Annotated in this window: 18 protein-coding genes and 4 pseudogenes; 17 read left to right on the top strand and 5 right to left on the bottom strand. The window is 61.1% G+C overall.

Annotated elements, in window-relative coordinates; all coding sequences use genetic code 11:
- Window positions 1-39 precede the first annotated feature (39 nt).
- The 4 genes and pseudogenes from BSK43_RS06530 (at window position 40) to galE (ending at window position 4070) form a co-directional block, all read left to right on the top strand.
- Window positions 40-605 (top strand): annotated as a pseudogene (locus BSK43_RS06530) (TetR/AcrR family transcriptional regulator).
- A gap of 251 nt (window positions 606-856) precedes the next feature.
- Window positions 857-1282, top strand: coding sequence for a large conductance mechanosensitive channel protein MscL (gene mscL, locus BSK43_RS06525; protein WP_068397306.1), 426 nt, complete (start codon window positions 857-859; stop codon window positions 1280-1282).
- Between the two features lie 144 nt (window positions 1283-1426).
- A complete protein-coding gene (locus tag BSK43_RS06520; RefSeq protein ID WP_077468659.1) occupies window positions 1427-2593 on the top strand; it encodes a pyridoxal phosphate-dependent aminotransferase in 1167 nt (388 codons plus the stop codon).
- A gap of 442 nt (window positions 2594-3035) precedes the next feature.
- Complete coding sequence (gene galE / locus BSK43_RS06515) at window positions 3036-4070, top strand: UDP-glucose 4-epimerase GalE (protein ID WP_077468660.1); 1035 nt, start codon at window positions 3036-3038, stop codon at window positions 4068-4070.
- Window positions 4071-4088: 18 nt separating this feature from the next.
- On the opposite strand, the gene BSK43_RS06510 is transcribed toward galE, so the two are convergent.
- Window positions 4089-5015: a LysR family transcriptional regulator gene (locus BSK43_RS06510; RefSeq protein WP_077468661.1), complete on the bottom strand. Its 927-nt coding sequence runs from the start codon at window positions 5013-5015 to the stop codon at window positions 4089-4091.
- A gap of 171 nt (window positions 5016-5186) precedes the next feature.
- Here BSK43_RS06510 and BSK43_RS06505 point away from each other — a divergent pair, with 171 nt between their 5' ends.
- From BSK43_RS06505 to mmsB, 8 genes and pseudogenes are all read left to right on the top strand, one after another.
- A complete protein-coding gene (locus tag BSK43_RS06505; RefSeq protein ID WP_077468662.1) occupies window positions 5187-6395 on the top strand; it encodes an ABC transporter substrate-binding protein in 1209 nt (402 codons plus the stop codon).
- A gap of 15 nt (window positions 6396-6410) precedes the next feature.
- Entirely contained in the window at window positions 6411-7193 is a 783-nt protein-coding gene (locus tag BSK43_RS06500) for an ABC transporter ATP-binding protein (RefSeq protein WP_077468663.1), read from the top strand.
- Window positions 7194-7195: 2 nt separating this feature from the next.
- The gene (locus BSK43_RS06495; RefSeq protein ID WP_077468664.1) at window positions 7196-7897 is read left to right on the top strand and encodes an ABC transporter ATP-binding protein; all 702 of its coding nucleotides are present in this window, start codon (window positions 7196-7198) and stop codon (window positions 7895-7897) included.
- 3 nt (window positions 7898-7900) lie between these two features.
- Complete coding sequence (locus tag BSK43_RS06490; protein ID WP_077468665.1) at window positions 7901-8788, top strand: branched-chain amino acid ABC transporter permease; 888 nt, start codon at window positions 7901-7903, stop codon at window positions 8786-8788.
- Between the two features lies 1 nt (window position 8789).
- Window positions 8790-9773, top strand: coding sequence for a branched-chain amino acid ABC transporter permease (locus BSK43_RS06485; protein WP_077468666.1), 984 nt, complete (start codon window positions 8790-8792; stop codon window positions 9771-9773).
- A 176-nt stretch (window positions 9774-9949) separates the two neighbouring features.
- Window positions 9950-11545, top strand: a complete 1596-nt coding sequence (locus BSK43_RS06480) for a GMC family oxidoreductase N-terminal domain-containing protein (RefSeq protein ID WP_077468667.1) — start codon at window positions 9950-9952, stop codon at window positions 11543-11545.
- Window positions 11546-11584: 39 nt separating this feature from the next.
- Window positions 11585-12642: pseudogene (locus tag BSK43_RS06475) on the top strand (enoyl-CoA hydratase/isomerase family protein).
- A gap of 22 nt (window positions 12643-12664) precedes the next feature.
- Window positions 12665-13552 carry a 3-hydroxyisobutyrate dehydrogenase gene (gene mmsB, locus BSK43_RS06470; protein ID WP_077468669.1) on the top strand — a complete coding sequence of 296 codons (888 nt, stop codon included), beginning with the start codon at window positions 12665-12667 and terminating at the stop codon, window positions 13550-13552.
- Here the strand turns inward: mmsB and BSK43_RS06465 are convergent.
- Window positions 13549-15618, bottom strand: a complete 2070-nt coding sequence (locus tag BSK43_RS06465) for an ATP-dependent helicase (protein ID WP_077468670.1) — start codon at window positions 15616-15618, stop codon at window positions 13549-13551. The two genes, mmsB and BSK43_RS06465, sit on opposite strands and share 4 nt — an antisense overlap.
- Before the next feature lie 275 nt (window positions 15619-15893).
- Here BSK43_RS06465 and BSK43_RS06460 point away from each other — a divergent pair, with 275 nt between their 5' ends.
- Window positions 15894-16769: an SMP-30/gluconolactonase/LRE family protein gene (locus BSK43_RS06460; protein WP_077468672.1), complete on the top strand. Its 876-nt coding sequence runs from the start codon at window positions 15894-15896 to the stop codon at window positions 16767-16769.
- Window positions 16770-16844: 75 nt separating this feature from the next.
- Here the strand turns inward: BSK43_RS06460 and secD are convergent, their stop codons facing one another.
- The 3 genes from secD to BSK43_RS06445 all read right to left on the bottom strand — a co-directional run bounded on the left by secD (window position 16845) and on the right by BSK43_RS06445 (window position 21575).
- Window positions 16845-19403, bottom strand: coding sequence for a protein translocase subunit SecD (gene secD, locus BSK43_RS06455; RefSeq protein ID WP_077468673.1), 2559 nt, complete (start codon window positions 19401-19403; stop codon window positions 16845-16847).
- 94 nt (window positions 19404-19497) lie between these two features.
- Entirely contained in the window at window positions 19498-19917 is a 420-nt protein-coding gene (locus BSK43_RS06450) for a hypothetical protein (RefSeq protein ID WP_077468674.1), read from the bottom strand.
- Window positions 19918-20078: 161 nt separating this feature from the next.
- Window positions 20079-21575: a glycosyltransferase family 39 protein gene (locus BSK43_RS06445; protein WP_077468675.1), complete on the bottom strand. Its 1497-nt coding sequence runs from the start codon at window positions 21573-21575 to the stop codon at window positions 20079-20081.
- 705 nt (window positions 21576-22280) lie between these two features.
- Between BSK43_RS06445 and BSK43_RS06440 the strand changes: the two are divergent.
- The 4 genes and pseudogenes from BSK43_RS06440 to BSK43_RS06425 all read left to right on the top strand — a co-directional run bounded on the left by BSK43_RS06440 (window position 22281) and on the right by BSK43_RS06425 (window position 26945).
- Window positions 22281-23926, top strand: a pseudogene (locus BSK43_RS06440) (globin-coupled sensor protein).
- 62 nt (window positions 23927-23988) lie between these two features.
- A pseudogene (locus BSK43_RS06435) lies at window positions 23989-24284 on the top strand (STAS domain-containing protein).
- Entirely contained in the window at window positions 24281-24646 is a 366-nt protein-coding gene (gene cheY1, locus BSK43_RS06430) for a chemotaxis response regulator CheY1 (RefSeq protein ID WP_004128526.1), read from the top strand. Before BSK43_RS06435 ends, cheY1 begins: the two are co-directional and overlap by 4 nt.
- Window positions 24647-24662: 16 nt before the next feature.
- On the top strand, window positions 24663-26945 hold the full coding sequence (locus tag BSK43_RS06425) for a chemotaxis protein CheA (protein WP_077468676.1): 2283 nt from the start codon (window positions 24663-24665) through the stop codon (window positions 26943-26945).

Here is a 26945-nt window from a genome sequence, read left to right as displayed (position 1 = left end):
CATTCGCTATCAGCAAAAGGGAAAGATTGGCAAAGACGTATGGGCTACAGAGAAAATCCCCGCCCCGGCGGGCGCAGTGCCAGAGTGCAGGCCGCCGTGCATCAATCCGTCCGCAACATGCTTGCAACGATGGATCGCGCCGATGTGACGATCCCATTGATCGCGCAGCGCGCCAATGTCACGCCGTCGACGATCTATCGCCGCTGGGCGATCTTCAGGAGCTCCTGGCCGACGTCGCCGCCGCGCGCCTGCAGCAGGAAGGCGAGCCCGCCACGATCGGCAGCGCTCGCCAAGATCTGGAGGCCTGGGTCGAGCAATATGCCGATGAGATGGCCTCTGGCGTCGGGCGGCAGATGCTGCGCGACATTCTTGCGGCAGCCGACAGTGCAAATGCGGAGAAATGCGGCACCTATACGCGCTATCAGCTTGGCGTTTTCATCGCGCGGGCGGAGAAATGCGGCGAGCCCTTTCCGACGTTGGAGGAGCTGATGGATCACGTTATCTCGCCGATCATCTATCGTATTCTTTTCGACTGCCTGCCTGACACGGGCTACGTTCCGGGACTGATCGCAAAGGTGATGCCGAAGGGCCTGCCGGGGGCTTGAAGCATGGTCGCTGACACCGGGCGACTCACCTGAGAACCGTCCAGGCCTATGCCGAGCGCCCTTGGTAGCGTTGCCCGCGACTGACGAAGGAGCAGCTCCGTCTCTGCACTTTTAAGGTGCCAAAAAGGCAATTGCCGTGGGATATGCGTGCCGGAACGGGGCATTCAGCCAATTTACTATTGAAAAATAAGGAAAAAGATGGTGCAAATCACCAATAGTGAATTCAACGGCAACGCGAAGGGGACTGCTCCATGCTTAATGAATTCAAGGCATTTATCGCTAAAGGCAACGTCATGGATCTCGCGGTCGGCGTGATCATCGGCGGCGCTTTCGGTGGCATCGTGAAATCGTTGGTTGATGATATCATCATGCCGATCGTCGGTGCTATTTTCGGCGGCTTCGATTTCTCGAACTACTTCATCGGTCTCGCCTCGGGGGTCAACGCGCCGACGCTTGCTGCGGCCCGCGCCCAGGGTGCGGTTCTCGCCTACGGTAGCTTCATCACAGTCCTGATTAATTTCCTCATTCTCGCCTGGATCATCTTCCTGATGGTCAAGGGTGTGAATGCGCTCCGCGCCCAAGTCGAACGCAAGGACGACAAGATCGCCGAAGCAGCACCGCCGCCGGCCGACGTGCAGCTGCTGACGGAAATCCGCGATCTTCTCGCGAAACGCTGACACGCTTCATTTAATCTATTAGAAGCCTCGATCCCCCAAGGATCGGGGCTTTATGCATCACGAAAATCGATCATTCGCTAAGGCAAAGTCATGGGATTTGTCCGCCGCTCTGCTTTATGAAAGCAGAAACCGGAGACTTTTTGCATGCCAATACTGAACAGCCTCAGCCCGCGTGCGCTTGCAGCGCCCGAAAGCGGGATCGTCGAAGTGGTGAATTACGCCCGCGGCCGCGAAGGCCTTTTGCCGCTCTGGGTCGGCGAGGGCGATCTGCCGACGCCGGATTTCATCAATCGCGCCGCCGTGGCCTCGCTCAATGCCGGCGAAACCTTCTACACCTGGCAACGCGGCATTCCGGAATTGCGCCAGGCGCTTGCCGATTACTATGGCCGGCATTTCGGCACGTCCCTGCCAATGGAGAATTTTTATGTTGTCGGCTCGGGCATGCAGGCGATCCAGCTGTCCGTGCAGGCGATCACCTCGCCCGGCGACGAGATGGTCTATCTGACGCCGGCCTGGCCGAATATCGCAGCGGCTCTGGAGATTGCCGGTGCCCGCTCTGTCGGCGTGCCGCTGCAATTCGACAATGGCAAGTGGTCGCTTGATTTCGAGCGGCTGGAAGCGGCGATCACGCCGAAGACCAAGGGTCTGTTCATCAACACACCATCGAACCCGACCGGCTGGACGGCAACCCGCCAGGACCTGATTGATATTCTGGCATTGGCACGCAAGCATGATCTCTGGATCATGGCCGACGAGATCTATGCTCTGTACTATTATGCCGGCGGCCGGGCGCCGAGCTTCCTCGATGCCAAGGAAGCCGACGACAAGATCCTGTTCGTCAATTCCTTCTCTAAGAATTGGTCGATGACCGGTTGGCGCGTCGGCTGGATTGTTGCCCCTGCCGAACTTGGGCAGGTGATCGAAAATCTCGTGCAATATTCCACCTCAGGCGTGGCGCAATTCATGCAGCGGGGCGCGGTCGCGGCGTTGAACGAGGGCGATGATTTCGTCCGTTCCAATATCGCCAAGGCCACCCGCTCGCGTGACATTCTCTGCGACGCTTTGATCGCCACCAATCGCGTGCAGACGCTGAAGCCGGATGGGGCGCTCTATTCCTTCCTGAAGATCGATGGCGTCACCGACAGCCGCAAGGCCGCGATCGACATCGTCGACAAGACGGGCGTCGGCCTGGCGCCCGGAACGGCGTTCGGGGAAGGCGGCGAGCTGTTCATGCGCGCCTGCTTCCTGCGCGACCCGGCCAAGGTGGCGGATGCGGCCGAACGGTTGAGCCGGTATATCTTGAGTTTGTAGAAGCGGTCGCTCTTCTCGACGTAAACGCATAGGCTCGGGTCAAAAGGCATCCTATGTTTGCCGAACCTCTGTCACCCCCCTCTGTCCCTTTCGGGACATCTCCCCCACAAGGGGGGAGATTGGAAACTCGCGGCAGCCTCTTCCAATAAACCAATATCGCATCTGCTGAAGCCGAGGCTCGTTGTTCGTGTAGGAGGGCGGCAAACTCCCAACAATCTCCCCCCATGTGGGGGAGATGTCACGACAGTGACAGAGGGGGGTGCGCACTCTCCAAACTCGTTGCAAAAGCCATCGCGCACCCGACCCGTAAAATACAATCGATCCGCGAAAGACTATCCTAACCATTCCACCAATCTTCACCCGCCCGCCTTTCCGTTTTAACCAAATTGGCAAGTAGCGCGGCCTCATATATCGCCGATAGGACTTGGCGGGGACGCGAAGAATGACGGTGTTGGTGACGGGTGGAGCCGGTTATATCGGCAGTCACATGGTCTGGAAATTGCTGGATGCGGGCGAGGAGGTGGTGGTCATCGACCGTCTGTCCACCGGCTTCCGCTGGGCGGTTCCGCCGGCTGCCCGCTTCTATCTCGGCGATGTCGCCGATGAAGCGCTGCTGCAGACGATCTTTGCCGAAAATGACATCGACGCCATCATCCATTTCGCCGGTTCCGCCGTCGTTCCGACCTCGCTTGAGGATCCTCTCGCCTATTATGAAAACAATACCGGCAAGACCCGCATTCTGATGAGCGCCGCCGTCAGGGCAGGTATCCGTCATTTCGTCTTTTCCTCGACGGCTGCCGTCTATGGCCGGCAACCGGCGGACAGGCCGGTCGGTGAGGACGCGCCGCTGTGCCCGGAATCTCCCTATGGCCAATCCAAGCTGATGTCTGAGCTGATGCTACGCGATGCGGCGGCGGCCTATGATTTCGGTTATGTGGCGCTGCGCTATTTCAATGTTGCCGGCGCCGATCCGGAAGGGCGTGCCGGCCAGTCGAGCGAGGGCGCCACCCATCTCGTCAAGGTTGCCTGCGAGGCAGCACTTGGCCGCCGTCGGCAGGTGGATATCTACGGCACCGATTACCCGACGCATGATGGCACGGGCGTGCGAGACTATATTCACGTCAGCGATCTCGCCGAGGCGCATCTGCTGGCTTTGCGGCATCTGCGCAGCGGCGGCAGGTCGTTGGTTGCCAATTGCGGCTATGGCTCGGGCTATTCCGTGCTCGATGTGCTGAACATGGTGATGCGCGTGCATGGTCGCGCCTTCCGCATCCACATCGCCCCGCGCCGGCCCGGCGATACGGCGAGTGTTATTGCCGATGCAACGCTTGCCCATCGCGAGCTGGGTTGGACACCAAAACACAATAATCTCGAAACGATCGTCCGCTCGTCGCTGGATTGGGAGCTTCGTCTTGCCCAGCGCTCTGGCTTCGATGCCGGAGGACTGAAAAAGGTCTTCGCCGCCCCGAGCATCTGACCGGCAAGGGCGGCACCGTCAGTTATCCGTAGCCCTCCAGGGCCCGAGAAAGGCCGGCGCGTTTTTGCGCACGGCTTCCGCCACGAAATCGATGACGGTGCGCACCCGCGGCGACTGGCGCAGGTCGCGGTGGCATGTAATCCAGTAATGGCGTCTCAGATCCACCTCCTGCGGCAGCACGACTTGCAGATCCGGATGCTTGCCGGCGATGAAAAATGGCAGCACGCATAGTCCCAGCCCGTTCTTCGTCGCCGTCAACTGCGCGAAGATGCTCGAGCTCTGGAAGTGCGGCTTGATGCGTGGATGGACATCGCCGAGATAGTCCAGTCCCGGCGCGAAGATCATATCCTCGATATAGCTGATGAAGGCAAAATCGGGCAGTTCGTCACGGCTTTCGATGGCTGGATGCCGAGCGAGGTAATCTCGCGAACCATAGACCTGCAGATGATAGTCGGTCAGCTTCTCGGTGAAATAGGGGCCGGCCTTCGGCGGGTCCAGCACGACGACGATGTCGGCCTCCTTGCGTGAAAGCGACATGATCTGCTGGATGGTGATCAGTTCCAGCGAAATATTGGGATGTCTGGCGGTAAATTCCGGCAATACGCCGGTGAAGAAGAAGTTGGAAAAGCCCTCTGGCGCACTGATGCGCACGACACCGCGCTGCGCCGCTGATCCCGTTGACAGATCCGCCCTTAGGCGTTCTGTTTCCAGCTCCATGCGCTCGGCCGTCTCGATGAAGCGCTGACCCATGCCCGTTAGCATGTAGCCGCGGGGATTGCGTTCGAAGAGCTTGACCTTCAAGGCGAATTCCAACCGGTCGATGCGGCGCGAAACGGTGGCATGGCTGGTGCGCAACTGTCGGGCCGCGGTCGAAAGCTGCCCCGTGCGCGCCACCGCGAGGAAGAACTGCAGATCGTCCCAGGTAAAATGCGGCGTGACCTTCATATCTCCCCCTCTGTTCAAAAATGAACAGACCTTGTTTGCAATTAGTTGCAATCGCGACTTGCGTCAACGCGTGATTTCCTTGATCCTACGGGCACGGGAAAGTCGTTTTGAGGAAGTCGACTGGCCAATTTTGAACAGATCTGTTTTGCCAAATCTCTGGGAGGAGAGGATATGCGAAAGAGTCTTATTGCATCCCTGGCGTTTCTGCTTGCAACCAGCACCGCGGCCTTAGCCGCCGGCGCGTCCGATGGTGTCGTGAAGATCGGCATCCTGAACGACCAGTCCGGCGTCTATGCCGATTTTGGCGGCAAGTCGTCGGTGGAGGCTGCCAAGATGGCCGCCGAGGATTTTGGCGGCAAGGTTCTGGGCGTGCCGATCGAGATCGTCGACGCCGACCATCAGAACAAGCCGGATATTGCCTCCAACATCGCCCGCCAGTGGTACGACCAGGACAAGGTCGATGCGATCATGGAACTGACGACGTCTTCGGTGGCGCTGGCCGTGCAGGCCGTTGCCAAGGAGAAGAAGAAGATCGATATCGTCACCGGTGCGGCGACATCGGATCTGACCGGCAAGCAGTGCTCGCCCTATGGCTTCCATTGGGCCTATGACACGCATGCCTTGGCCGTCGGCACCGGTGGTGCATTGGTCAAGCAGGGTGGCGACACCTGGTTCTTCCTGACGGCAGACTATGCCTTCGGCTATTCGCTGGAGCAGCAGACCGGGGATTATGTCAAGGCAAGCGGCGGCAAGATCCTTGGCTCCGTTCGCCATCCGCTGTCGACGAACGATTTCTCGTCCTTCCTGCTGCAGGCGCAGTCCTCAGGCGCCAAGGTTATCGGCCTTGCCAATGCCGGCCTCGATACATCAAACGCCATCAAGCAGGCCTCCGAATTCGGCATCACCCAGGGCGGCCAGCATCTGGCAGCGCTTCTCTTCACGCTGGCGGAAGTCCACGGTCTTGGTCTGCAGGCGGCGCAGGGCCTGACGCTGACGGAAGGCTACTACTGGAACCTCGACGACAAGAGCCGCGAATTTGGCAAACGCTTCTTCGCCCGCACCGGCAAGATGCCGAACATGGTCCATGCCGGCACCTATTCCGCCGTTATGCAATATCTGAAGGCCGTGCAGAAGGCCGGCACGGACGATACCGAGGCCGTCGCCAAGGAACTGCATGAAATGCCCGTCGACGATTTCTTCGGTCGCGGCGGCACGGTCGGCGCCAACGGCCGTATGATCCACGACATGTATCTGCTCCAGGTCAAGAAGCCGGAAGAGAGCAAGGAGCCGTGGGATTACTTCAACGTGCTGGCGACCATTCCTGGCAAGGAAGCTTATATCGATCCGGCCAAGAGCGGTTGCGATCTCGTCAAGCAATAAGGTTGCAGCCGGCTTATGGCGATTCCAGCGACACATCAAACTGAAGAGCCTCGGGCGGTGTTATCCGCCCGAGGCCTCCGCCGCGATTTCGGCGGCTTCACCGCCGTCAAGAATGTCGATCTCGATGTGCATCATGCCCAGGTCCATGCCTTGATCGGACCCAATGGCGCCGGCAAGACGACGGTGTTCAACCTGCTCACCAAGTTCCTGCAGCCGACGCACGGCACGATCACGCTGCTCGGAACGGATATTACCCGCACGAGACCGGACAAGGTCGCCCGCATGGGCCTCGTGCGTTCCTTCCAGATATCGGCTGTTTTTCCGCACCTCACCGTCCTCGACAATGTGCGTGTCGCCCTGCAGCGGACGAGCGATCTTGCTCATCAATTCTGGCGTCCGATTTCGGCGCTCGACAGCCTCAATGCCCGCGCCGAGCAACTCCTCGCCTCGGTCGGTCTTTCCAAGGAGCGCGATGCCATCGCCGCCGATCTCTCCTATGGCCGCAAGCGCGTGCTTGAGATCGCGACGACCCTGGCGCTCGACCCCAAAGTGCTGCTGCTGGACGAGCCGATGGCCGGCATGGGGCTGGAAGATGTCAACACAGTCTCCGCCATCATCCGCGATGTGGCGCGTGACAGGGCCGTGCTCATGGTGGAGCACAATCTCTCCGTTGTCGCCGATATCTGCCATCATGTCACCGTGCTCCAGCGCGGCGAGATCCTGGCCCAGGGCGACTACGCCACTGTCAGCAGCGACCCGCGCGTCCGGGAAGCCTATATGGGCACGGAGGAAGCTTGACGATGGCGGCGTTGCTTGAGGTTCAGGGTCTCAATGCCTGGTACGGCGAAAGCCACATCCTGCATGGCGTCGACATGCGGGTGGGCGAGGGCGAAACCATTACCATCCTCGGCCGCAATGGTGTCGGCAAGACGACGACATTGCGCACCATCGTCGGCATCGTCCGTACCCGCAAGGGCAAGGTCGCCTTTGCCGGTACGGACATGATGCAGGTGCCCTTGCACAAGACGGCCCACAAGGGCATCGGTTTCGTGCCGGAAGAGCGCGGCATCTTCTCGACGCTCAGCGTCCATGAAAACCTCATGCTGCCGCCGGTGGTGGCATCGGGCGGTATGACGGTTGATGAGATTTTCGAGCTGTTTCCGAACCTGCATGAGCGCCGCAACAGTCCCGGCACCAAGCTCTCCGGCGGCGAGCAACAGATGCTCGCCATGGCCCGCATCTTGCGCACCGGTGTGCGCATGATGCTGCTCGACGAGCCGACGGAAGGTCTTGCACCTGTCATCGTCCAGCGCATCGGCGACGTCCTGCAGAAACTGAAGGCGCGTGGCATGACCATCCTGCTGGTCGAGCAGAATTTTCGCTTTGCCAGCCGCATTGCAGACCGCTTCTACGTGATGGATCATGGCCAGATGGTTTCGGAATTTCCGGTCGGCGAACTGCCCGAGCGCATGGACATGCTGCACAAAGTGCTGGGGGTCTGAACCATGATGACGATATTCGGTATCCCCGCCCAGGCCCTTCTCGGACAATTGCTCATCGGCCTCATCAACGGCTCCTTCTATGCGCTGCTGAGCCTGGGGCTGGCGATCATCTTCGGCATGCTGCGGGTGATCAATTTTGCCCATGGCGCGCTCTATATGCTCGGCGCCTTCACCGCCTATCTGCTGCTTGCCTATGGCGGCATCGGCTACTGGCCGGCCTTGATCCTGGCGCCGCTGATCGTCGGGCTGTTCGGAGCGGTGGTCGAGAGGCTATGCCTGCGCCAGCTCTACAAGATCGATCCGCTCTACGGCCTGCTCTTCACCTTTGGCATGGCGCTGACCATCGAAGGCACGTTCCGTTATTTCTATGGCTCCTCCGGCCAGCCCTATGCGGTTCCTGCCGAGCTGGCGGGCGCCCGGAACATCGGCTTCATGTTCCTGCCTGTTTATCGTGGCTGGGTGGTCATCGCCTCGCTGATCGTCTGCATCGGCACCTGGCTTCTGATCGAAAAAACCAAGCTCGGTGCCTATCTGCGTGCGGCGACGGAAAACTCCACCCTTGTCCAGGTCTTCGGCGTCAACGTCCCCGTGCTGCTGACGCTGACCTACGGTTTCGGCGTTGCACTCGCGGCCTTTGCCGGCGTGCTGGCTGCGCCGATCTACCAGGTCTCGCCGCTGATGGGATCGAATATGATCATTATCGTCTTCGCCGTGGTCGTCGTTGGCGGCATGGGGTCGATCATGGGCGCGATCGTCACTGGCTATATGCTCGGGATTGCCGAGGGCCTGACCAAGGTCTTCTATCCGGAAGCGTCGAATATCGTCATCTTCGTGATCATGGCGATCGTGCTGCTCATCAGGCCCGCGGGCCTCTTCGGTCGGGATGCGTGAGATGGTCGATCTAACCACATTGGGATCCAGGCGCCGCCAGAGGTTCTCGGCGCAGAAACTATTGCTTGTTCTCGGCGTCATCGGGCTGATCTGGGCGCCGTTCTTCATCTACCCGATCTTCGTGATGAAGGTGCTTTGCTTCGCGCTCTTCGCCTGCGCCTTCAATCTGCTGCTCGGCTATGCCGGGCTGCTGTCCTTCGGTCATGCCACCTTCTTCGGTGGAGCCGCCTATTTCACGGCCTATACAGTGAAGCAATGGGGCGTGCCGCCGGAACTGGGCATCCTCATCGGTGTTGCCGGTGCGGCATTGCTCGGCCTCGTCATGGGCTTTGTCGCGATCCGCCGGCAGGGCATCTATTTCGCCATGATCACGCTGGCGCTGTCCTACATGTTCTATTTCTTCTGCCTGCAGGCGGAATTCACACAGGGTGAAGATGGCATACAGTCGGTACCGCGCGGCTATCTCTTCGGCATCCTCGACCTCAGCAACTCCTTCAACATGTACTACTTTGTCCTCGCCGTGTTCCTGATCGGCGTTGTGATCACCTGGCGCTTCATCAATTCGCCCTTCGGCATGATCCTGAAATCGATCCGCGAAAACGAGCAGCGGGCGATTTCGCTCGGCTATTCCGTGGCGCACTACAAGCTCGGCGCTTTCGTCATGTCGGCGGCGCTGGCGGGTCTTGCGGGTGCGGTCAAGGCGCTGGTCTTCCAGTTCGCGACGCTGACCGACGTCGCATGGCAGATGTCGGGCGAGGTGATCCTGATGACCCTTCTCGGCGGCATCGGCACGCTGATCGGTCCGCTTTTTGGCGCGGGTTTCATAGCAACGCTGGAAAACTATCTCGCGCTGTCGGAATTCCCGGTCACCATCATCACCGGCATCGTCTTCATGGTTTGCGTCCTTCTCTTCCGCCGCGGCGTGGTCGGCGAATTATACGCGTCGCGGTTGGGACGAAAACTGGGATTTGAATATCGCCGTTGATTGCTTTGCCTTTGCTTCTCCCCATCCAGCGCTTGCCTGAGGGCGGGGAGAAGATGCCGAAGGGCGGATGACGGCTGTTTCGACATTGATCGAAAAGCCTAGACTTGCCGAACCTTCATACCCTCTCACCCTAACTCTCTCCCGCAGGCGGGAGCGGGAACCGACGAGTTTTGACTATGGATCGCTTCGACTACATTATCATAGGTGCCGGCAGCGCCGGTTGCGTGCTTGCCAACCGGCTCTCGGCCGATCGCAACAACAGGGTCTTGCTGTTGGAGGCGGGCGGCAATGACAATTACCACTGGATCCATATCCCGGTCGGCTATCTCTATTGCATCAACAATCCCCGTACCGACTGGTGCTTCACCACGACGCCCGAGGCGGGGCTGAACGGCCGGTCGCTCAGCTACCCGCGTGGCAAGGTGCTCGGCGGCTCCTCCTCCATCAACGGCATGATCTACATGCGCGGCCAGGCGCGCGACTATGATCTCTGGCGCCAGCTCGGCTGCGCCGGCTGGGGCTGGGAAGACGTGCTGCCCTATTTCACCAAGTCCGAGGATCACTACCGGGGCAAGGACGAGATGCATGGCGCCGGCGGCGAATGGCGGGTCGAAAAGGCGCGTGTGCGCTGGGCAGTGCTCGATGCCTTCCAGGCGGCGGCCCGTGAGGCAGGGATTCCCGAAACGGTCGATTTCAATCGTGGCGACAATGAGGGATCGAGCTATTTCGATGTCAACCAACGTTCCGGCATCCGCTGGAATACCGCCAAAGCTTTCCTGCGACCGGCACTGAAGAAGGGTAATCTGACCGTCTGGACTAAGGCGCAGGTCCGCCGCCTGATCATCGAGGGCGATGCCGTGACCGGCGTCGAGTTTCAGCATGACGGCGTGACGAAGCGCGCCTATGCCAACAAGGAGACCGTGTTGTCAGCCGGTGCCATCGGCTCTCCGCAGATCCTCGAACTCTCGGGCATTGGCCAGGGCGACGTGTTGCGCAAGGCCGGTATCGAGGTTACGCGCGAGGTCGCGGCGGTCGGCGAGAACCTGCAGGATCATCTGCAGCTTCGCCTGGCCTACAAGGTAACAGGCGTTCCCACCTTGAACGAGAAGGCGACGAAACTCCTGGGCAAGGCAGCAATCGGCCTCGAATATCTGATCCGCCGCTCGGGTCCGATGGCGATGGCGCCGAGCCAGCTCGGCATCTTCACCCGCTCCGGACCGGACAAGGAAACGCCGGATCTGCAATATCACGTGCAGCCCGTCTCGCTAGACAAGTTCGGCGATCCAGTCCATCCCTTTCCGGCCATCACCGCCAGCGTCTGCAATCTGAGGCCGGAAAGCCGCGGCTCCGTGCATATCGGCAGCCCCGATTTTGCCATGCAGCCGGCGATCAGCCCGAACTATCTCTCCGCTCCGCGCGACAAGGAGATTGCCATGCGATCCATCCGCCTGACGCGGCGGATCGTGGCGCAGCCTTCTTTCGTCAAGTTCAGGCCGGAGGAGTTCAAGCCTGGACCGTCCTATCAGACGGACGCAGATCTGGAGCGCGCGGCCGGCGAAATAGGCACGACGATTTTCCATCCAGTCGGCACATGCCGGATGGGCGGCGATCCGCAAAGCGTTGTTGATCCGCGCCTGCGTCTGCGCGCCCTGTCAGGGCTCCGGATTGCCGACGCCTCGGTCATGCCGTCGATCACATCAGGCAACACAAATTCGCCAACGATCATGATTGCCGAAAAAGCCGCAGAGATGATCCTTGCCGACAACCGCTGAGCGCCTATTGATAGAGGAGAGCAAGAGGAGGAGATTTGCATGAGCGGCACGGACGAGGTGATCATCGAGCGGCGAGGTTCCGCGGGCATCATCAGCCTTAACAGGCCAAAGGCGCTGAACAGCCTGACGCTGCCGATGGTACGGGCCATAGCCTTGGCCCTTGAGGATTTCGCCGCCGATCCCGCGATTGCCAGTGTCATCGTCAAAGGCGAGGGTGAGCGCGGCCTCTGTGCGGGAGGCGATATCCGCCTGCTGCACCAGAGCGGCAAGGATGGCTCGGACGAGGCCGAAACCTTCTGGCGCGACGAGTTTCTGCTCAACCATGCCATTTCACGCTATCCCAAACCCTATGTCGTGCTTATGGACGGTATCACCATGGGCGGCGGCGTCGGCCTCTCGGCGCATGGCAGCCATCGTGTCGTGACCGAGCGCACGCGCCTCGCCATGCCGGAAACCGGCATCGGCTATTTCCCCGATGTCGGCGCCACCTGGCTCCTGCCACGCGCACCGGGCGAGGCCGGCACCTGGATGGGGCTGGCGGGCCTTCCCATCGATGCGGCTGACGCATTGCACGCGGGTTTCGCCGATCACTATGTTGCATCCTCTGCGCTGCCTGCATTGGAGGATACCATCGCGGCGCTGCCTGCTCAGGCCTCAACTCAGGACGTGCATGCCCTGATCGAAACCGTTGCAACGCATGCCGGTGAGAGCCGGCTTGCGATCAATCGTGACCTGATCGATCGCGCCTTCGCCGGGGATACGGTGGAAGGCATTCTGCAGGCTTTGGGGCAGGAACCTGGAGAATTCGCCGCCGAAACTGCCGGCGTGATCGCCAGCCGTTCGCCGACTAGCCTCAAGCTGACGCTGCGGCTGCTACGCGCGGGCCGTGCGAGCGCAAATCTTGCGGAATGCCTCGATCGTGAACTCGGCGCCTGCATGGGCATATTGTATAATCCTGATTTTTACGAAGGCGTGCGCGCCGCTGTCATCGACAAGGACCGCAACCCGAAATGGTCGCCGCCGGCCTTGCGGAGGTGACGGTGGAGAGTATCGATCGCTTCTTCGTGCCGGCGCAACCGCCGCTTTTCGCAGCATAATGGATCATGGGAGGAGAAAATCATGACACGGATCGCATTCATCGGCCTCGGCAATATGGGTGGGCCGATGGCCGCCAATCTGGTCAAGGCCGGCCACGCCGTCATCGGTTACGATCTCTCGCATGACATGCTCAAGGCCGCCGAGGCGGCGGGCATCAAGGCGGCGAACGTGCTGACGGAAGCCTTGGCGGAGGCCGAAGTGGTCGTCACCATGCTGCCCAAGGGCCAGCATGTCCTCACCGTCTGGACGGATATCCTCCGCTCCGTGCCGAAGGGGACGCTGCTGATCGACAGCTCCACCATCGATGTCGATAGTGCCCGCACGGCTCACGTCATGGCAGGGCAAGTTGGTTGCCTATCGCTCGACGCGCCGGTCTCGGGCGGCACAGGTGGCGCGGCGGCGGGCACGCTGACCTTCATGGCGGGCGGCTCCCCGGAAAGTTTTGCGGCGGCCAAGCCGTTGCTCGAGGTGATGGGCCGCAAGATCGTCCATTGCGGCGATGCCGGAGCAGGGCAGGCGGCGAAGATCTGCAACAACATGATCCTCGGCATTTCGATGATCGGCGTCTGCGAGGCCTTCGTGCTCGGAGAAAAGCTCGGCCTCTCGCATCAGGCCTTGTTCGATGTCGCCTCGACCTCGTCCGGCCAATGCTGGTCGATCAACACCTATTGCCCGGTGCCGGGACCCGTGCCGACCTCGCCGGCCAACAACGACTACAAGCCCGGTTTTTCGGCGGCATTGATGCTGAAGGATCTCCGCCTGTCGCAGGAGGCGGCTTTGTCCAGCGGCGCGTCGACGCCGTTGGGTGCTGAAGCCGCACAACTTTTCGGCCTGTTCGATAAACTCGGCAATGGCGGCCGCGATTTCTCCGCCATCATCGAGATGTTTCGGGAAGCTGATCGAAGCTAGCGCCACATGCCCCGCATGCGTGCGCCCACATCGACACGCACCTGCCGCGCCCGAATGGCGGCGGGACTCTCTGCCTTTGCCTGAGGCCAGCCGCAGACTTCGAAGAATTGCAACAAGGTCGCTGGGATGAAGCGCGTGCGCGAGGCGAAGACATGCTTGTCGCCTTGCGCATGCTGGCCGTGGACGAAGAACCGCTGCGGGATGACGAGATCGAGATTGTCCTTTGCCCGCGTCATGGCAACATAAAGCAGCCGCCGCTCCTCCTCGATCTCAGCCGATGATCCGACAGCGAGATCGGCGGGGATGCAGCCGTCGACGGCATTGAGGATGAAGACCTTCGTCCATTCCTGACCCTTGGCCGAATGGATGGTCGACAGGATCAGATAGTCCTCGTCGAGCAAAGGCACGCCGGCCTGGTCGCTGGTGGCGTCAGGTGGATCGAGCGTCAGTTCGGTGAGGAAGCGTTCGCGCGAGCCGTAGCCGGCGGCGATCTGCTCAAGCTGGACAAGGTCCGCCTGGCGTGTCGCGGCGTCTTCATGCGCACGTTCGAGATGCGGCTCGTACCATTGCCGCACCAGCCCGATTTCCGTCGGCCATCCCGCCTTGCCGCTTTTGACCTCGCGCATCGTCTCCACGAATGCAGCCCAGTCGTCTCCGGTGCGGGGTGGGGGTGGAAGCTCGGTGAGCGCCGTGATCGGGCTTGCCGCTTCGCCGATCTGGTCGAGCACGCGTTGCGCTGTGGAGGGGCCGACGCCAGGCAAGAGCTGCATCAGCCGGAAACCCGCCACCCGGTCGCGCGGGTTCTGGGCGAAACGCAGCGCCGCCAGCATGTCCTTGACATGGGCGCTGTCGAGAAATTTCAGCCCGCCGAATTTGACGAAGGGAATGTTGCGACGGGTGAGCTCCACTTCCAGTGGTCCGCTGTGACTTGAGGTACGAAACAATACCGCCTGCTGCTTCAGCCTGGCGCCGCCCTCGCGATTTTCCAGCACTTGATCGGCGACGTAACGCGCCTGATCGCTTTCGTCGCGCACCGTTACCAGCCGGGGACGCTCGACGCTTTGGCGTTCGGTGCGCAAGTTCTTGGTGAAGCGCTCCGAGGCAAGGTCGATCACGGCATTGGCGGCGGCAAGGATCGGCTGCGTCGAGCGGTAGTTGCGGTCGAGCGTCACTATGTCGGCCGCCGGCGTGAAGGCTTGCGGGAAATCGAGAATGTTGCGCACCGTCGCCGCACGGAAGGAATAGATCGACTGTGCATCGTCACCGACGACGGTGAGCCCATGGCCGTCCGGTTTCAGGGCCAGCAGGATCGACGATTGCAGCCGGTTGGTGTCCTGATATTCGTCGACGAGCACATGGTCGAAACGGCTGCCAATGTCCTCGGCGATCAGCGGCTCCTGCAGCATATGCGCCCAGTAGAGCAGCAAGTCGTCGTAATCGAGCACATTCTGTGCCTGCTTGGCTTCGACATAGGCGGCGAAGAGATCGCGCAGCTGTGGCTCCCAGGTGGCGCACCACGGAAAGAAGTCGCGCAGCATCTCGGCAAGCGGCGCTTCCGAATTGACCGACCGAGAATAGATGGAAAGGCATGTCGCCTTGGTCGGAAATCGGCTTTCCAGCTTGGAAAATCCGAGATCGTGGCGCGCGAGGTTCAGCAGGTCGGCGCTGTCTTCGCGGTCATGGATGGTGAAGGCCGGGTCGAGACCGATCTGCTCGGCATAATCCCGCAGAAGCCGCGCGCCGATGCCATGGAACGTGCCGCTCCAGGCAAGGGCATCGGCAGTGACGCCCGCATTGGTGCCGAGCACTTCGCGACATATCCGTTCGACACGGCGGCCCATTTCGGCGGCGGCGCGGCGTGAGAAGGTCATCAGCAGGATGCGGCGTGGATCGGCGCCCTTGACGATCAGATGCGCGACGCGATGGGCAAGCGTATTCGTCTTGCCCGAACCGGCCCCGGCAATGACGAGTAACGGTCCGGCGACATGGCCGTTGCCCGTCGTCGTGCCGTGCTCGACTGCAAGTCGCTGCTCCGGGTTCAGCTTTTCCAGATAGGCGGCGGTCATGAACTCTCCCGATGCGTCGGATGAAGGGCGCCAGGCGCAATCCGCGACGAATCGCATGGGCGAAATGATCCGGACGTTCTATGGATGTTCCGAATCGCTCAAGCGTGTCAAGCTTGGCCGATCTGCACGCAGATGTGACCTTTCGCGCAATAATCTTATCCGGATTCGCCAGAGGCCGGCTCGAAAATGACTTTCTTCGTGCTTATGTATCATTTTGGCGCGGCAATTTGAGTTTTTGGGGATTCGCGTAGTGCGTAGAATGAAGGCTTCAGAACATGAACGAAACGATTGCCACTGGGCTGCGTCTGCCTAGCGGATTGGTGGCTTTGTCGGACGGGCGCTTTGCGCTCGTGGAGATGGATGCGAGCCGTCGCTGTCTGAAACTTTTCGACACAAGCGGCGCTTATCAGGAAATTTGCCGGATCGGTGGGAGCCCGACCGGGATTGCGATCGACGGAGACGGATGCTTCTGGGTCGCCGACGGTCCGGAGAATTCCCTTGTCCGCGTGTCGCCGCAGGGACGTGTGCTGCAGGTGATCGAAGGCAGCGCCGATGGTCCGTTCCTTCATCCCAATGCTCTCGCCTTCGGGCCTGACGGCCTGCTTTACATGACCGATTCCGGCATCCGTCTCGACGACTTGCTCGAAGGCGGCCATATTCATCCCGATTTCTTCAAGGCGGCCTATAATGGCTGTGTCTATCAGATCGATCCTGCCGAGGGCAGGGTCATCAGGGTCCTGGCCGCGGGGCTGCTGCTTGCCAGCGGCCTGGCTTTCGATGCCGATGGACTGCTTTACTACAGCGAGACGCTAACCGGAAAAATCCACCGCCAGATCATCGGCGGCCGGCAGGAGCTTTTTGCCCAGTCGATGACATCGCCTGCCATAAACGTACTGCGCGGACCGTCCGGTCTTGCCTTCGATCGCAGCGGCACACTCTATTGCGCCATGTATGGGCTGGGTGAGATTTCGCTTGTCGATGTAGACGGTAAAATGGCGGGCCATATCCGCACGAACGGCACACGGCCGGGCAATATCGCCTTCACCGTCGATGGCAAGCATTTGCTCGCCAGCGAGCAGGAAAATGGTGTCGTTGAAAAGATAACGGCGCCGCGTCCGGGGCTGCCGCTGCATATGCCGTCCATTTCGTAGAACGGCCCCATTTCTCAGGGTAGCCGGCGGACATGCCCGGTGACCGGGCATGTCCTTTTTTAATCAATTCAGAGCTTATTCGGCAGCAGGGATCTGCTTGTTGCCCTTGGTCGACTTGCCGTCTGTCGGTGCCGCATCGTTGGCAGCGGGCTTGGCATGGCGACGGCGCCAGTCGCCGAGGAAGAGCAGGATCGGCGCTGCGATGAAGATCGACGAGGCGCCGGCGACAAGTATGCCGAACACCATCGGGATCGCGAAGCTGGAGACGGCGCTACCGCCCCAGATCGCCATCGGCACCAGCGCCAGGAAGGCGGTGGCGTTGGTATAGAGGCTTCGCGCCAGGGTCTCGTTGATCGACCTGTCGATGATCTCGCGCAGCGGCATCGATTTGTAGAGCCGCATGTTTTCACGCATGCGGTCATAGACCACGACCTTGTCGTTCACCGAATATCCCACAAGTGTGAGGATCGCGGCGATGGCCGTAAGGTTGAAATCGAGGCCGGTGATCGCGAAGAAGCCTATCGCCTTGGTAACGTCGAGTACCAGCGTGACGATGGCGCCAACCGCAAACGGCCATTCGAACCGCACCCAGATATAAACGAGCATCGCCAGGCTGGCGATCACGACCGACAGGATGCCGGCCCAGGCAAGCTCGCCCGAGACCTTCGGTCCGATGACGTCGGTGCCTTCGATGGTCGCGGTCGGGTCGATCTTGACGATTTCCGCCTTGAGCTTGGTCACCGCGGCAGTCTGCGCCTCTTCGCCGCCGTCCTGGCGCTGGGCACGGACGAGAAGGCTGTTGTTATCGCCGAAGGACTGCAGCGCAATTTCGCCGAGGCCGAGCGTGTTCAGACCCTCGCGGAAGGTCGACAAATCGGCCGCGTCCTTGGTCTTGACCGACATCTGGATGCCGCCGCGGAAATCGACACCGTAGTTGAGGCCTGGATGGAAAAACAGCACGACCGAAGCGAGCGACAGGATCGCCGAGACGGTGATGCCAAAGAAGCGGGCCTTCATGAACTGGATGTGCTTGTCATAGGGGCTGAAGGGGATCAGCGGCCTGATGTTGATCACCTTGAACTTGCGGCGACGGGTGATGGCGATCATCACGACACGCACAAAGGCGACGGAGGTGAACATCGAGATAATGAGGCCGAGACCCATGGTCACGGCAAAACCGCGAACCGGGCCGGAGCCAAAGTAGAACAGGATGGCGGCCGCGATCAGGGCCGTCATGTTGCCGTCGATAATCGTCGAATACGCCTTCTTGAAGCCGTTATCGATGGCGGCGAAGGCGCCGCGGCCCTTGCGGGTTTCTTCGCGGATACGCTCGTTGATGAGAACGTTGGCATCAACCGCAAGGCCGATACCAAGCACGATGCCGGCGATACCGGGCAGCGTCAAGGTGGCGCCAACCAGCGTCAGGGCCGAGAAGGTCAGGACCGTGTGAATGAGCAGTGCCACATTCGCGAGGATCCCCCAGGTGCCGTAGAGCACGAAGATGAAGGCGGCAACCAGGACGAAGCCGACCAGGCCGCTATAGATGCCCTTCTGGATCGCATCGGCGCCGAGGTCGGCGCCGACGGTGCGTTCTTCGATGACCGTCAGCTTGGCGGGAAGCGCACCCGCGCGCAGCAGGGCTGCAAGCGTGGTGGCACTGTCGGCGGTGAAGTTGCCGGAAATCTGGCCCGAACCACCGGTGATCGGCTCGCGGATATTCGGCGCGCTCAGCACCTTGTTGTCGAGCACGATGGCGAAAGGCTTGCCGACATTTTCGCGGGTGATTTCCGCAAAGCGGTTGGCGCCGGCGCTGTCGAAGCGGAAGGTGACGAGCGGCTCATGCGTGTTCGGGTCGAAGCTGACGCGGGCGTCGGTCAGACGGTCGCCGGACAGTTCGATACGGTCGAGAACCGGATAGCTGTTGCCCTGCTCATCCTTGAGGATGGTGACGCCGGGACCGGGATTGTTCGGGTCGGCATTGTCGGCAAGCAGGTGGAAGGACATCTTCGCAGTCGAGCCGAGAAGCTCGCGTAGACGCGAGGGATCCTGAGCGCCCGGAAGCTGCACGAGAACGCGGTTCGGGCCAACACGCTGGATCGTCGGTTCGGCAACGCCCACCTGGTCGACGCGCTTGCGGATGACTTCAAGGCTCTGCTGGACGGCGGAATCGACATTGCTGGCGATGCCGGCCTGCGAGAAGGACATGGTGATCGTGCCGCCGTTCGGGGCGATCGTCAGGTCGGACTGCCCGGCGGAGAGGCCTGAGGTGACCGTGTTGGCAAGCGTCTGCAGCTGCGTCACCGCATCGCCGCTCTGTGTGGGATCGGTCAGCGTTACGACGACCTGGTTGCCGTTGCGCACGATCGAGCGGGTCTGGATGTTCTTGTCGCGCAGAACGCGGCGCGAATCCTGCTGCAGCGATTGCAGCCGACCGTTGGTCAGGTCCTTCTCGTCGACTTCGAGGACGAGATAGGAGCCGCCGCGAAGGTCGAGGCCGAGGGGTACCTGGCTATGCGGTAGCCAGTTTGGGACTTTGCTGAGAGCGGACTGCGGAAGGACGTTCGGCAAGGCGATGAGAAAGCCAAGCACGATGATCACCGAGTAGAGTGCCACCAGCCATGGTGAAGTGCGCATGGGTATTATCCTTGGAAATACACTTATGCCGGCGGTCGGGCCGCTGGCGGACGTAGGTCATGTCGGGGAATGCGCCAAAGGGCGCGTTAACCTGTCAGATGAGGCTAACCGGCGGGGCGCGAGCGAGATAGGCGCTAAATGCCAGGATTTCAGGCTGCGTGGCGTCGCTGCGATCGCGCGGCTGCCAGAGATCGATGAGAACTCGGAACGATGGGGCGACCGCGAGTGTGGCAGGCCCGATATCATGCCAGGTGGCTTTCGGCAGAGCCGTACGATCGGCGACCACCATGCCGCGAACCGGGTCCCGCAGCGAAAGGTAAAGCGGCTGATTATCCTTGCCGGAAGAAAGTGCATCCGCATCCGAGCGAGCGGCAAGATTGATGCCGCCGCCAAGTGCCAGCCCGAGATAGGCGAAGAAGGCGAGGAACAGCGAGGCAATCACGCGCGCTCCGGCGCGGTGCGTCCTGTCGTCCTTATCTTCGCTGTCGGCGGCGCCGAATTCGAGCGGGCTCAACGGTAAAAGATGCCTTTATTCCTCTGCCGGTTCGGATTCCGGCGGTTCGGTCATAATATCAGGACGCCTAGCGTCTTCATAGTGCGGCCTGTCATGCTGCACTTGTGCGAGCCGGTCAACCGTCCCGGTGCGATTTCTTCGCGCGTTACCCCGCTCAAGGATCAGGGTTTCGGCGCCAGGCAGCTTGCCGGCACGCGATAGGCATAGAGGGTTTTGCCCTTCATGTCGCCGAAGGGGGGCGACCAGCTCTTGATGAGCTCGGTCTGACCCTCGGGGCAGGTGATCGGATCGTTGTCGACGAACAGCACCGGGCCGGTCACATCGGCAGGCAGAGAGAAATTCTGCTCGTAATAGCTCTTGGGAAAGCCACCGAAATTGCGGGCGTAGATGCGGAATGGCTTCCCTTTCAGCGTATAGAAGAGATCGGCGATGATATCGCGGTCCGGGGATACGATGTCCGTTGTCTTTGCCGTCGTGGCGATATCGGCGATTTCCCGGCTTATGATGCTGCGGCCGACATAGCGCTTCATCACAAGATCGCCGTTCGGCAATTTGATATCGAGAGCGAAGACCGTCAGCACCGGAATGACGAAGGCGACGACTGCCCCGATGATCAGGGAGGTCATCAGCCCTTTCTTCGTCAGCCGGTAGAGCAGCAAGACGGCGAGGATGGTGCCCGCGGCATAGGCGGAAACCGCCCAGTTGGCATAGGCCTTGGCGAAGAGGGCCTGCAGCGTGATCAGGATCACCACCGGCATGGACAGCCAGAACAGCAGCTTTTCCCTGTCATCGCCCTGTCCACGGATCAGCCGCCATGTCGCCCACAAGAGAGCATAGAACACCACCGGTCCGACGACGCCGAACTGTGCCCCGGCGAACTCGAGCCCGTTGAGCACATGCTTCAGCAGGCTCGTTCCGCCAGTGCCCGTGCTCCATTGGGCAATGCTTTCGGTATGCTTTACGGTCGCCGCGCCATGCGTCAGGTTCCACCAGAGATTGGGCGCAACGACGATGGCGCCAACGATAGCTGCGATGACGACGTCCCGCCAGGCGATCCGCGCCGAGCGCAGCGTCAGCATGGCAATGCCCACCCCCGGCAACAGGAAGAGCACGGAGTATTTCGTCATGAAGGCAAGGCCGAGGCTGATGCCGAGGATCAGCGCTTCGGAAATGGACGAGCGCTTGGTCAAGCCGATGAAGGCCCAGATGGCGATCGTGATGAACAGGATCTGGATCGTGTCCGTCGACACCAGCACGGCCGAGAGCGAGGCAGCCGGCAGGGTGATGAAAATGACGCCGGCCCAGGGAGCGATCTCGCGCCCTGTCTCGTCATCGAACAGCCGCCGCGTCGTGCAGATCAGCATAAGCGCTGTCGCGAGATGGAAAAGCGGTGCGGACAGGCGGATCCAGAAGGTCGAGTCCGATCCCGAGATCGTATTGAAGAAGCGGATGACCCAGGCGATCATCGGCGGCTTGGAATAATAGCCGAAGTCGAGATTCTGTCCCCAGAACCAGTATTGCGCCTCGTCGACGAAGAGGTCGGTCCTGTTGGCGAGCAGCATGAGCACACGCCAGAGCGTCACGCCGAAGATGATTGCAAGCGCCACTCCCAGCGAAAGTTTCTGGGTGTTTGTTGGGGATTGGGTAGTATCGGACATTAACGGATGGATCTCGGTGCCGGGTCTTGAGGCTTAATACGGAACTATTAAGCCCAATGCTAGCTACCGCCGGACGAGAAAGATGGCGGGATGCTGCCCTGTATCGGCCTCGGAAAACCTCAGCATCCGTCTCGATTTGGGATGATTAAAGGACGCGGGAGGCGGCCCTGCCGCGTGCCCCTTCGAGACGGGATAGAAGCATGAAGGCAGCGAGCGTCATGCCGGCCATCAGCGAAGCGGTCAAACCAAGAACAATCATTGCTCTCTCCGTATCGACATCGAAGGTGTCTATAGCCTTCAGCCGTAAGGTATGAAGCTTGCTTGTGACTTACGCTGCGTGAGTTTTTCTTTCGATAAAACAAGTATTAAGGGCGGCTCTAAATTAGAGATGTTCGAAACAACGCGGTCGGCCTGCCGTCATTAACCTTCGGGCAAGGAATTAACCATAAACATTGAGCTTGAACGTCGGAATGGGAAAATTGTGACTCGTTCTCACCAGGCATGAAGCCGCCCCGCCGTACCGTATAGATCCGGTATCCATCTCATCAGACAGGTCCGCGAAAGACTTTGATGAACGAGCGAGCTTCAGCGCCACGGTCATGTGATCCGTAGCGGCCTGTGCCTTTCCTCGCCTCCTCATAGCGCTTGGCGCGGATCATCGGCAGTTTCGCCTGCGCAGGCGCGGGCAGTTCGGCGGGGACGATTTTGGCGCAGGATTCGCCGTCAGATCAGGCAGGCAGGGCGCAGGCTGGCAGCCTTCGCGACCGCTTGCGTTTTGCTGGTCTCGATGCCGGACAATGCGAAACCTTGCGCCGCAACCGGCCGGTGCTCGAGGCCCATCTCAAGGCCGGGCTTCGTGACCTCTTTCATCGTTTCCAGGCATTCCCGGACGCCGCGCGCAATTTTTCCAGCGAAAGCCAGCTCGAGCGTCTCCAGGATCTGCAGTCCTCGCATTGGGATGTGCTGACGGATGCACGCTTCGACAGCCTCTATGCCGAGCGCGTCAAGGTTCTGTCCGACAGCGAAAGCAAGATGGGCCTCGATCCGCGCTGGCATGTTGCCGGCCACGGCGTGGTCCTGGAGCATATTCTTGCCGGCCTTCTCGACGAGATGGGCGGCCGCGCCATTCTGCCCGGAGCCAAGCGCCGCGCTCGTGAATTGAGCGAGCTGGTCACCTCGGTCGTTCGCCTCGTCATGGTCGATGTCGAAATTGCCGTGTCCCTGCGCTTCAACGAATTGCGCATCGGCCATCAGCGCGCGCTCGCCGAGCAGCGGACAGCTGATCGCGCCGAGGCGGCGGATCTTTTTGCCGAACTGGCCAATAGTCTTACCGACCGCGATCTGACGGCCCGTCTGCCTGCCGATTGTCCCGAAGCCTATACGGACGTTGCCGAAGCGCTGAACGTCGCGCTGGCTGATATCCAGCAGCAGTTTGCAGCGCTTTCCAGCGGCGTGCAGGCAGCGGAGACGACCACGGAAGCCATCGCCCGCGCCTCCAGGTCTTTCGCCGAGGATTCGGCTGAACAGTCGCGGGGGCTCGCAACTTCCGCGCGGCAGCTCGCGGAGCTTGCCGATCAGGTGCGCGGCAATGCCGCCAATACACGCTCGGCAGAACGCACGGCCGCTTCCACGCGCTCGGCTGCCGAAGACAGCGGCCGGATCGTCGGTCAGGCAATCTCGGCCATGGCCGACATCGAGACCTCGGCCGAAAAGATCGGCCAGATCATCGGCGTGATCGACGAGATCGCCTTCCAGACCAATCTTCTCGCATTGAATGCCGGCATCGAGGCCGCCCGCGCCGGCGATAGCGGCCGCGGCTTTGCCGTCGTCGCGCAGGAGGTTCGCGCGCTTGCGCAGCGCTCCGCCGATGCGGCACGCGAGATCAAGGTCCTGGTGACGGGCACCAAGGCGCAGGTCGATGCCGGCGTCCAGATGGTCGGCCGCACGCAGGATGCGATCGGCAGCATCGTCCGCCAGGTGACCGATATCAACGAAGCGATCACCGGGATCGCAGCCGCCAGCGACGTGCAGGTCGCCGGCCTTACGTCGCTCACGGCCGATATCGGCGGCTTCAGCGAACGTGCCGCGGCAGGAGAGAGCCTGGCGAACCGTTCGCAGGAAGGTGCGGATCATTTGCAGACCGTGGTCGTCGAGCTTGGCCGGACCATTCGCGAGTTTCGCATCGAATGCGAGCGCGCCATGCGGCGGCTCCGGCTCCGGCGAAAGCCGTTCAGCAGCGACAGCTTCCCGTTCGCGATGAGTTTGCCGCCGGGCGCGACGAGGATGAGATGGCCGATTTCGGCTTCCCGTTTCGCCGGACTGCCAGGGGAGGCGAACGGAATGCCTACTGATTTTACTGTTTCATGTGCATGCGGGCCGGTGGGCCTGATTTCAGACAACAAGGAATGAAGCGATGCCGAGCAGGAAGGGCGAAAAGACAATCAGTCTGGCTGCGGTGCTGGACCTCAACGAGGCCTCGACGCTCCGGGGCAAGTTGATGGGGTTGCGCGGCAGCAATGTCGCGATCGATGCATCCGGCGTCGAAAGGATTGGGGCCTTGTGCGTGCAGGTCATCATGCGGCCGCCAAGACTTGGGATGAGGACAAGCTGTCCTTCACCTTTTCCAAGGTGTCGGATGCATTTCAAAAAACGATGCAGGTGATCGGGGTCGATATCTCCCATCTGCTTGCCAAGGAGATCCGGCAATGAAGAAAAAAGTGCTGACCGTGGATGATTCACGGACCATTCGAAACATGCTTCTCGTCACGCTCAACAATGCCGGTTTCGAGACCATTCAGGCAGAAGACGGCGTCGAGGGCCTGGAAATTCTGGAAGAAGCCAACCCGGACGTCATCGTCACCGACATCAACATGCCGCGCCTCGATGGCTTCGGCTTCATCGAGGGCGTGCGCCGCAACGACAGATACCGCGCCGTTCCGATCCTCGTGCTGACGACCGAGAGCGACGCTGAAAAGAAGAACCGTGCCCGCCAGGCCGGTGCGACCGGCTGGATCGTCAAGCCGTTCGACCCTGCCAAGCTGATTGATGCCATCGAGCGTGTAACCGCCTAACCAGGATCCGCCCCTCATGGATATGAACGAAATCAAAGAGATTTTCTTCCAGGAGTGCGAAGAGCAGCTCGCCGAACTGGAATCCGGTCTCCTGAAAATGAATGATGGCGACCGCGATCCGGAAACCGTCAATGCCGTCTTCCGCGCCGTTCATTCCATCAAGGGTGGGGCAGGGGCCTTCGGTCTGGATGACCTGGTCTCGTTTGCCCACGTCTTCGAGACCACGCTTGATTGCGTTCGATCCAACAAGCTGGAGCCGACCCAGGATGTCCTGAAGGTCATGCTCAAGGCCGCCGACGTTCTGGCGGACCTCACCAATGCCGCCCGTGACGGCGGCAGTGTCGATCAGGCTCGCAGCCGCGGGCTGGTGAAGGAGCTGGAAGCCTTGGCAAACGGGCTGCCGGCACCGTCAGCAGCCGTCGCAGTCGAGGCCGCTCCGAAGGCAGCCGCACCCGCGCCGACCGATGAGAGCGGTTTCCAGCCGATCCCCTTCAGCTTCGACGATGATTTCGGTCTCGATGAAGAGCCCGCCGCCGGAATGCCGGAATACGAGGTCAGCTTCAAGCCGCGCTCCGATCTCTACGCCAAGGGCAACGACGCCACGCTGCTGCTGCGCGATCTGGCGCGGCTGGGCGAGATGAGCGTCCATTGCGACGTGGATGCGCTGCCGGGTCTCACCGAACTCGATCCGGAAGGCGCCTATTTCAGCTGGACGATCTCGATCAAGACGGACAAGGGCGAAGACGCCATTCGCACCATCTTCGAATTTGCCGAATGGGATTGCGAGCTCGATGTGCGCCCGGTCGCAGCCGGTGGCGGCTCTTCCGACGACGAGGAACTGCCGATGGTTCCCGTGCCCTTCGATCTCTCCATTCTAGACGAAGACAGCAGCGAGCCCGTGGCCGCAGCGATCGAGGAAGCCTCGCCAGCCAAGAGCGACACGGCCGCCGCCGTTGCGGCTGCTGAAACTGCGAGCAATGTCACCCAGCTTGCCGCCGTTGCCGCCCGTGTCGAAAAGAAGGAAGCAGCCCTGGCCGCGTCCGCCGCCGCCAGTGCCGCTGCCGCGCAGAACAACGCCGCCGCTGCCGGCGTCGGTCAGACCATCCGCGTTGATCTCGACCGCGTCGACCGGCTGATCAATCTGGTCGGCGAGCTCGTCATCAACCAGGCGATGCTGTCGCAGAGCGTCGTCGAGAACGACAATAATGGTGCGTCCTCGATCAACATGGGCCTCGAAGAGCTGCAACAGCTCACCCGCGAGATCCAGGACAGCGTCATGGCGATCCGCGCCCAGCCGGTGAAGCCGGTGTTCCAGCGCATGTCGCGTATCGTCCGCGAAATCGCCGATATGACCGGCAAGTCGATCCGCCTGATCACCGAAGGCGAGAATACCGAAGTCGACAAGACCGTCATCGACAAGCTCGCCGAACCGCTGACCCACATGATCCGCAATGCCGTCGACCACGGCATCGAGAGCCCGGAAAAGCGCGCGACGCTCGGCAAGAACCCGGAGGGCACCGTTCGCCTGACGGCCAAGCACCGTTCCGGCCGCATCCTGATCGAACTCGCAGACGACGGCGCCGGCATCAACCGCGAGCGAGTGCGCCAGAAGGCCATCGACAACGACCTGATCGCTGCGGACGCCAATCTCTCGGATGAGGAAATCGACAACCTGATCTTCCTGCCGGGCTTCTCGACCGCCGACAAGATTTCTGACATTTCCGGCCGCGGCGTCGGCATGGACGTGGTCAAGCGCTCGATCCAGGCCCTCGGCGGCCGTATCAATATCAGCTCCAAGCCGGGGCAGGGCTCGGTCTTCACCATGAGCCTGCCGCTGACGCTTGCCGTTCTCGACGGCATGGTGGTGACGGTTGCTGGCCAGACCCTGGTCGTGCCGCTGACGGCGATCGTCGAGACGCTGCAGCCAGAGGCTTCCGCCATCCATTCCTTCGGCGCGAACCATCGCCTGATCTCGATCCGCAACAGCTTCTGCCCGCTGGTCGATGTCGGCCGCATCCTGAACTTCCGCGCAACGCAGGCCAATCCTGTTGAGGGCGTCGCGCTGCTGGTGGAATCGGAAGGGGGCGGTCAGCGCGCGCTGATGGTCGATGCCATTCAGGGCCAGCGCCAGGTCGTCATCAAGAGCCTCGAAGCGAACTACACACATGTGCCCGGCATTGCGGCCGCCACCATCCTCGGCGATGGCCGTGTCGCGCTCATCCTCGATGTCGATGCGGTGGTCGGTGCTTCCCGTGGGCAGTCGCTGAAGGCCGAAATGTCCTACGCGGCGGTGGGGTAA

It is taken from the genome of Rhizobium sp. P44RR-XXIV (assembly GCF_001999485.2).
Taxonomy (GTDB): domain Bacteria; phylum Pseudomonadota; class Alphaproteobacteria; order Rhizobiales; family Rhizobiaceae; genus Rhizobium.
The sequence above is the reverse complement of the archived record's forward strand: the minus strand, read 5'-3'. Positions and strand labels throughout refer to the sequence as shown.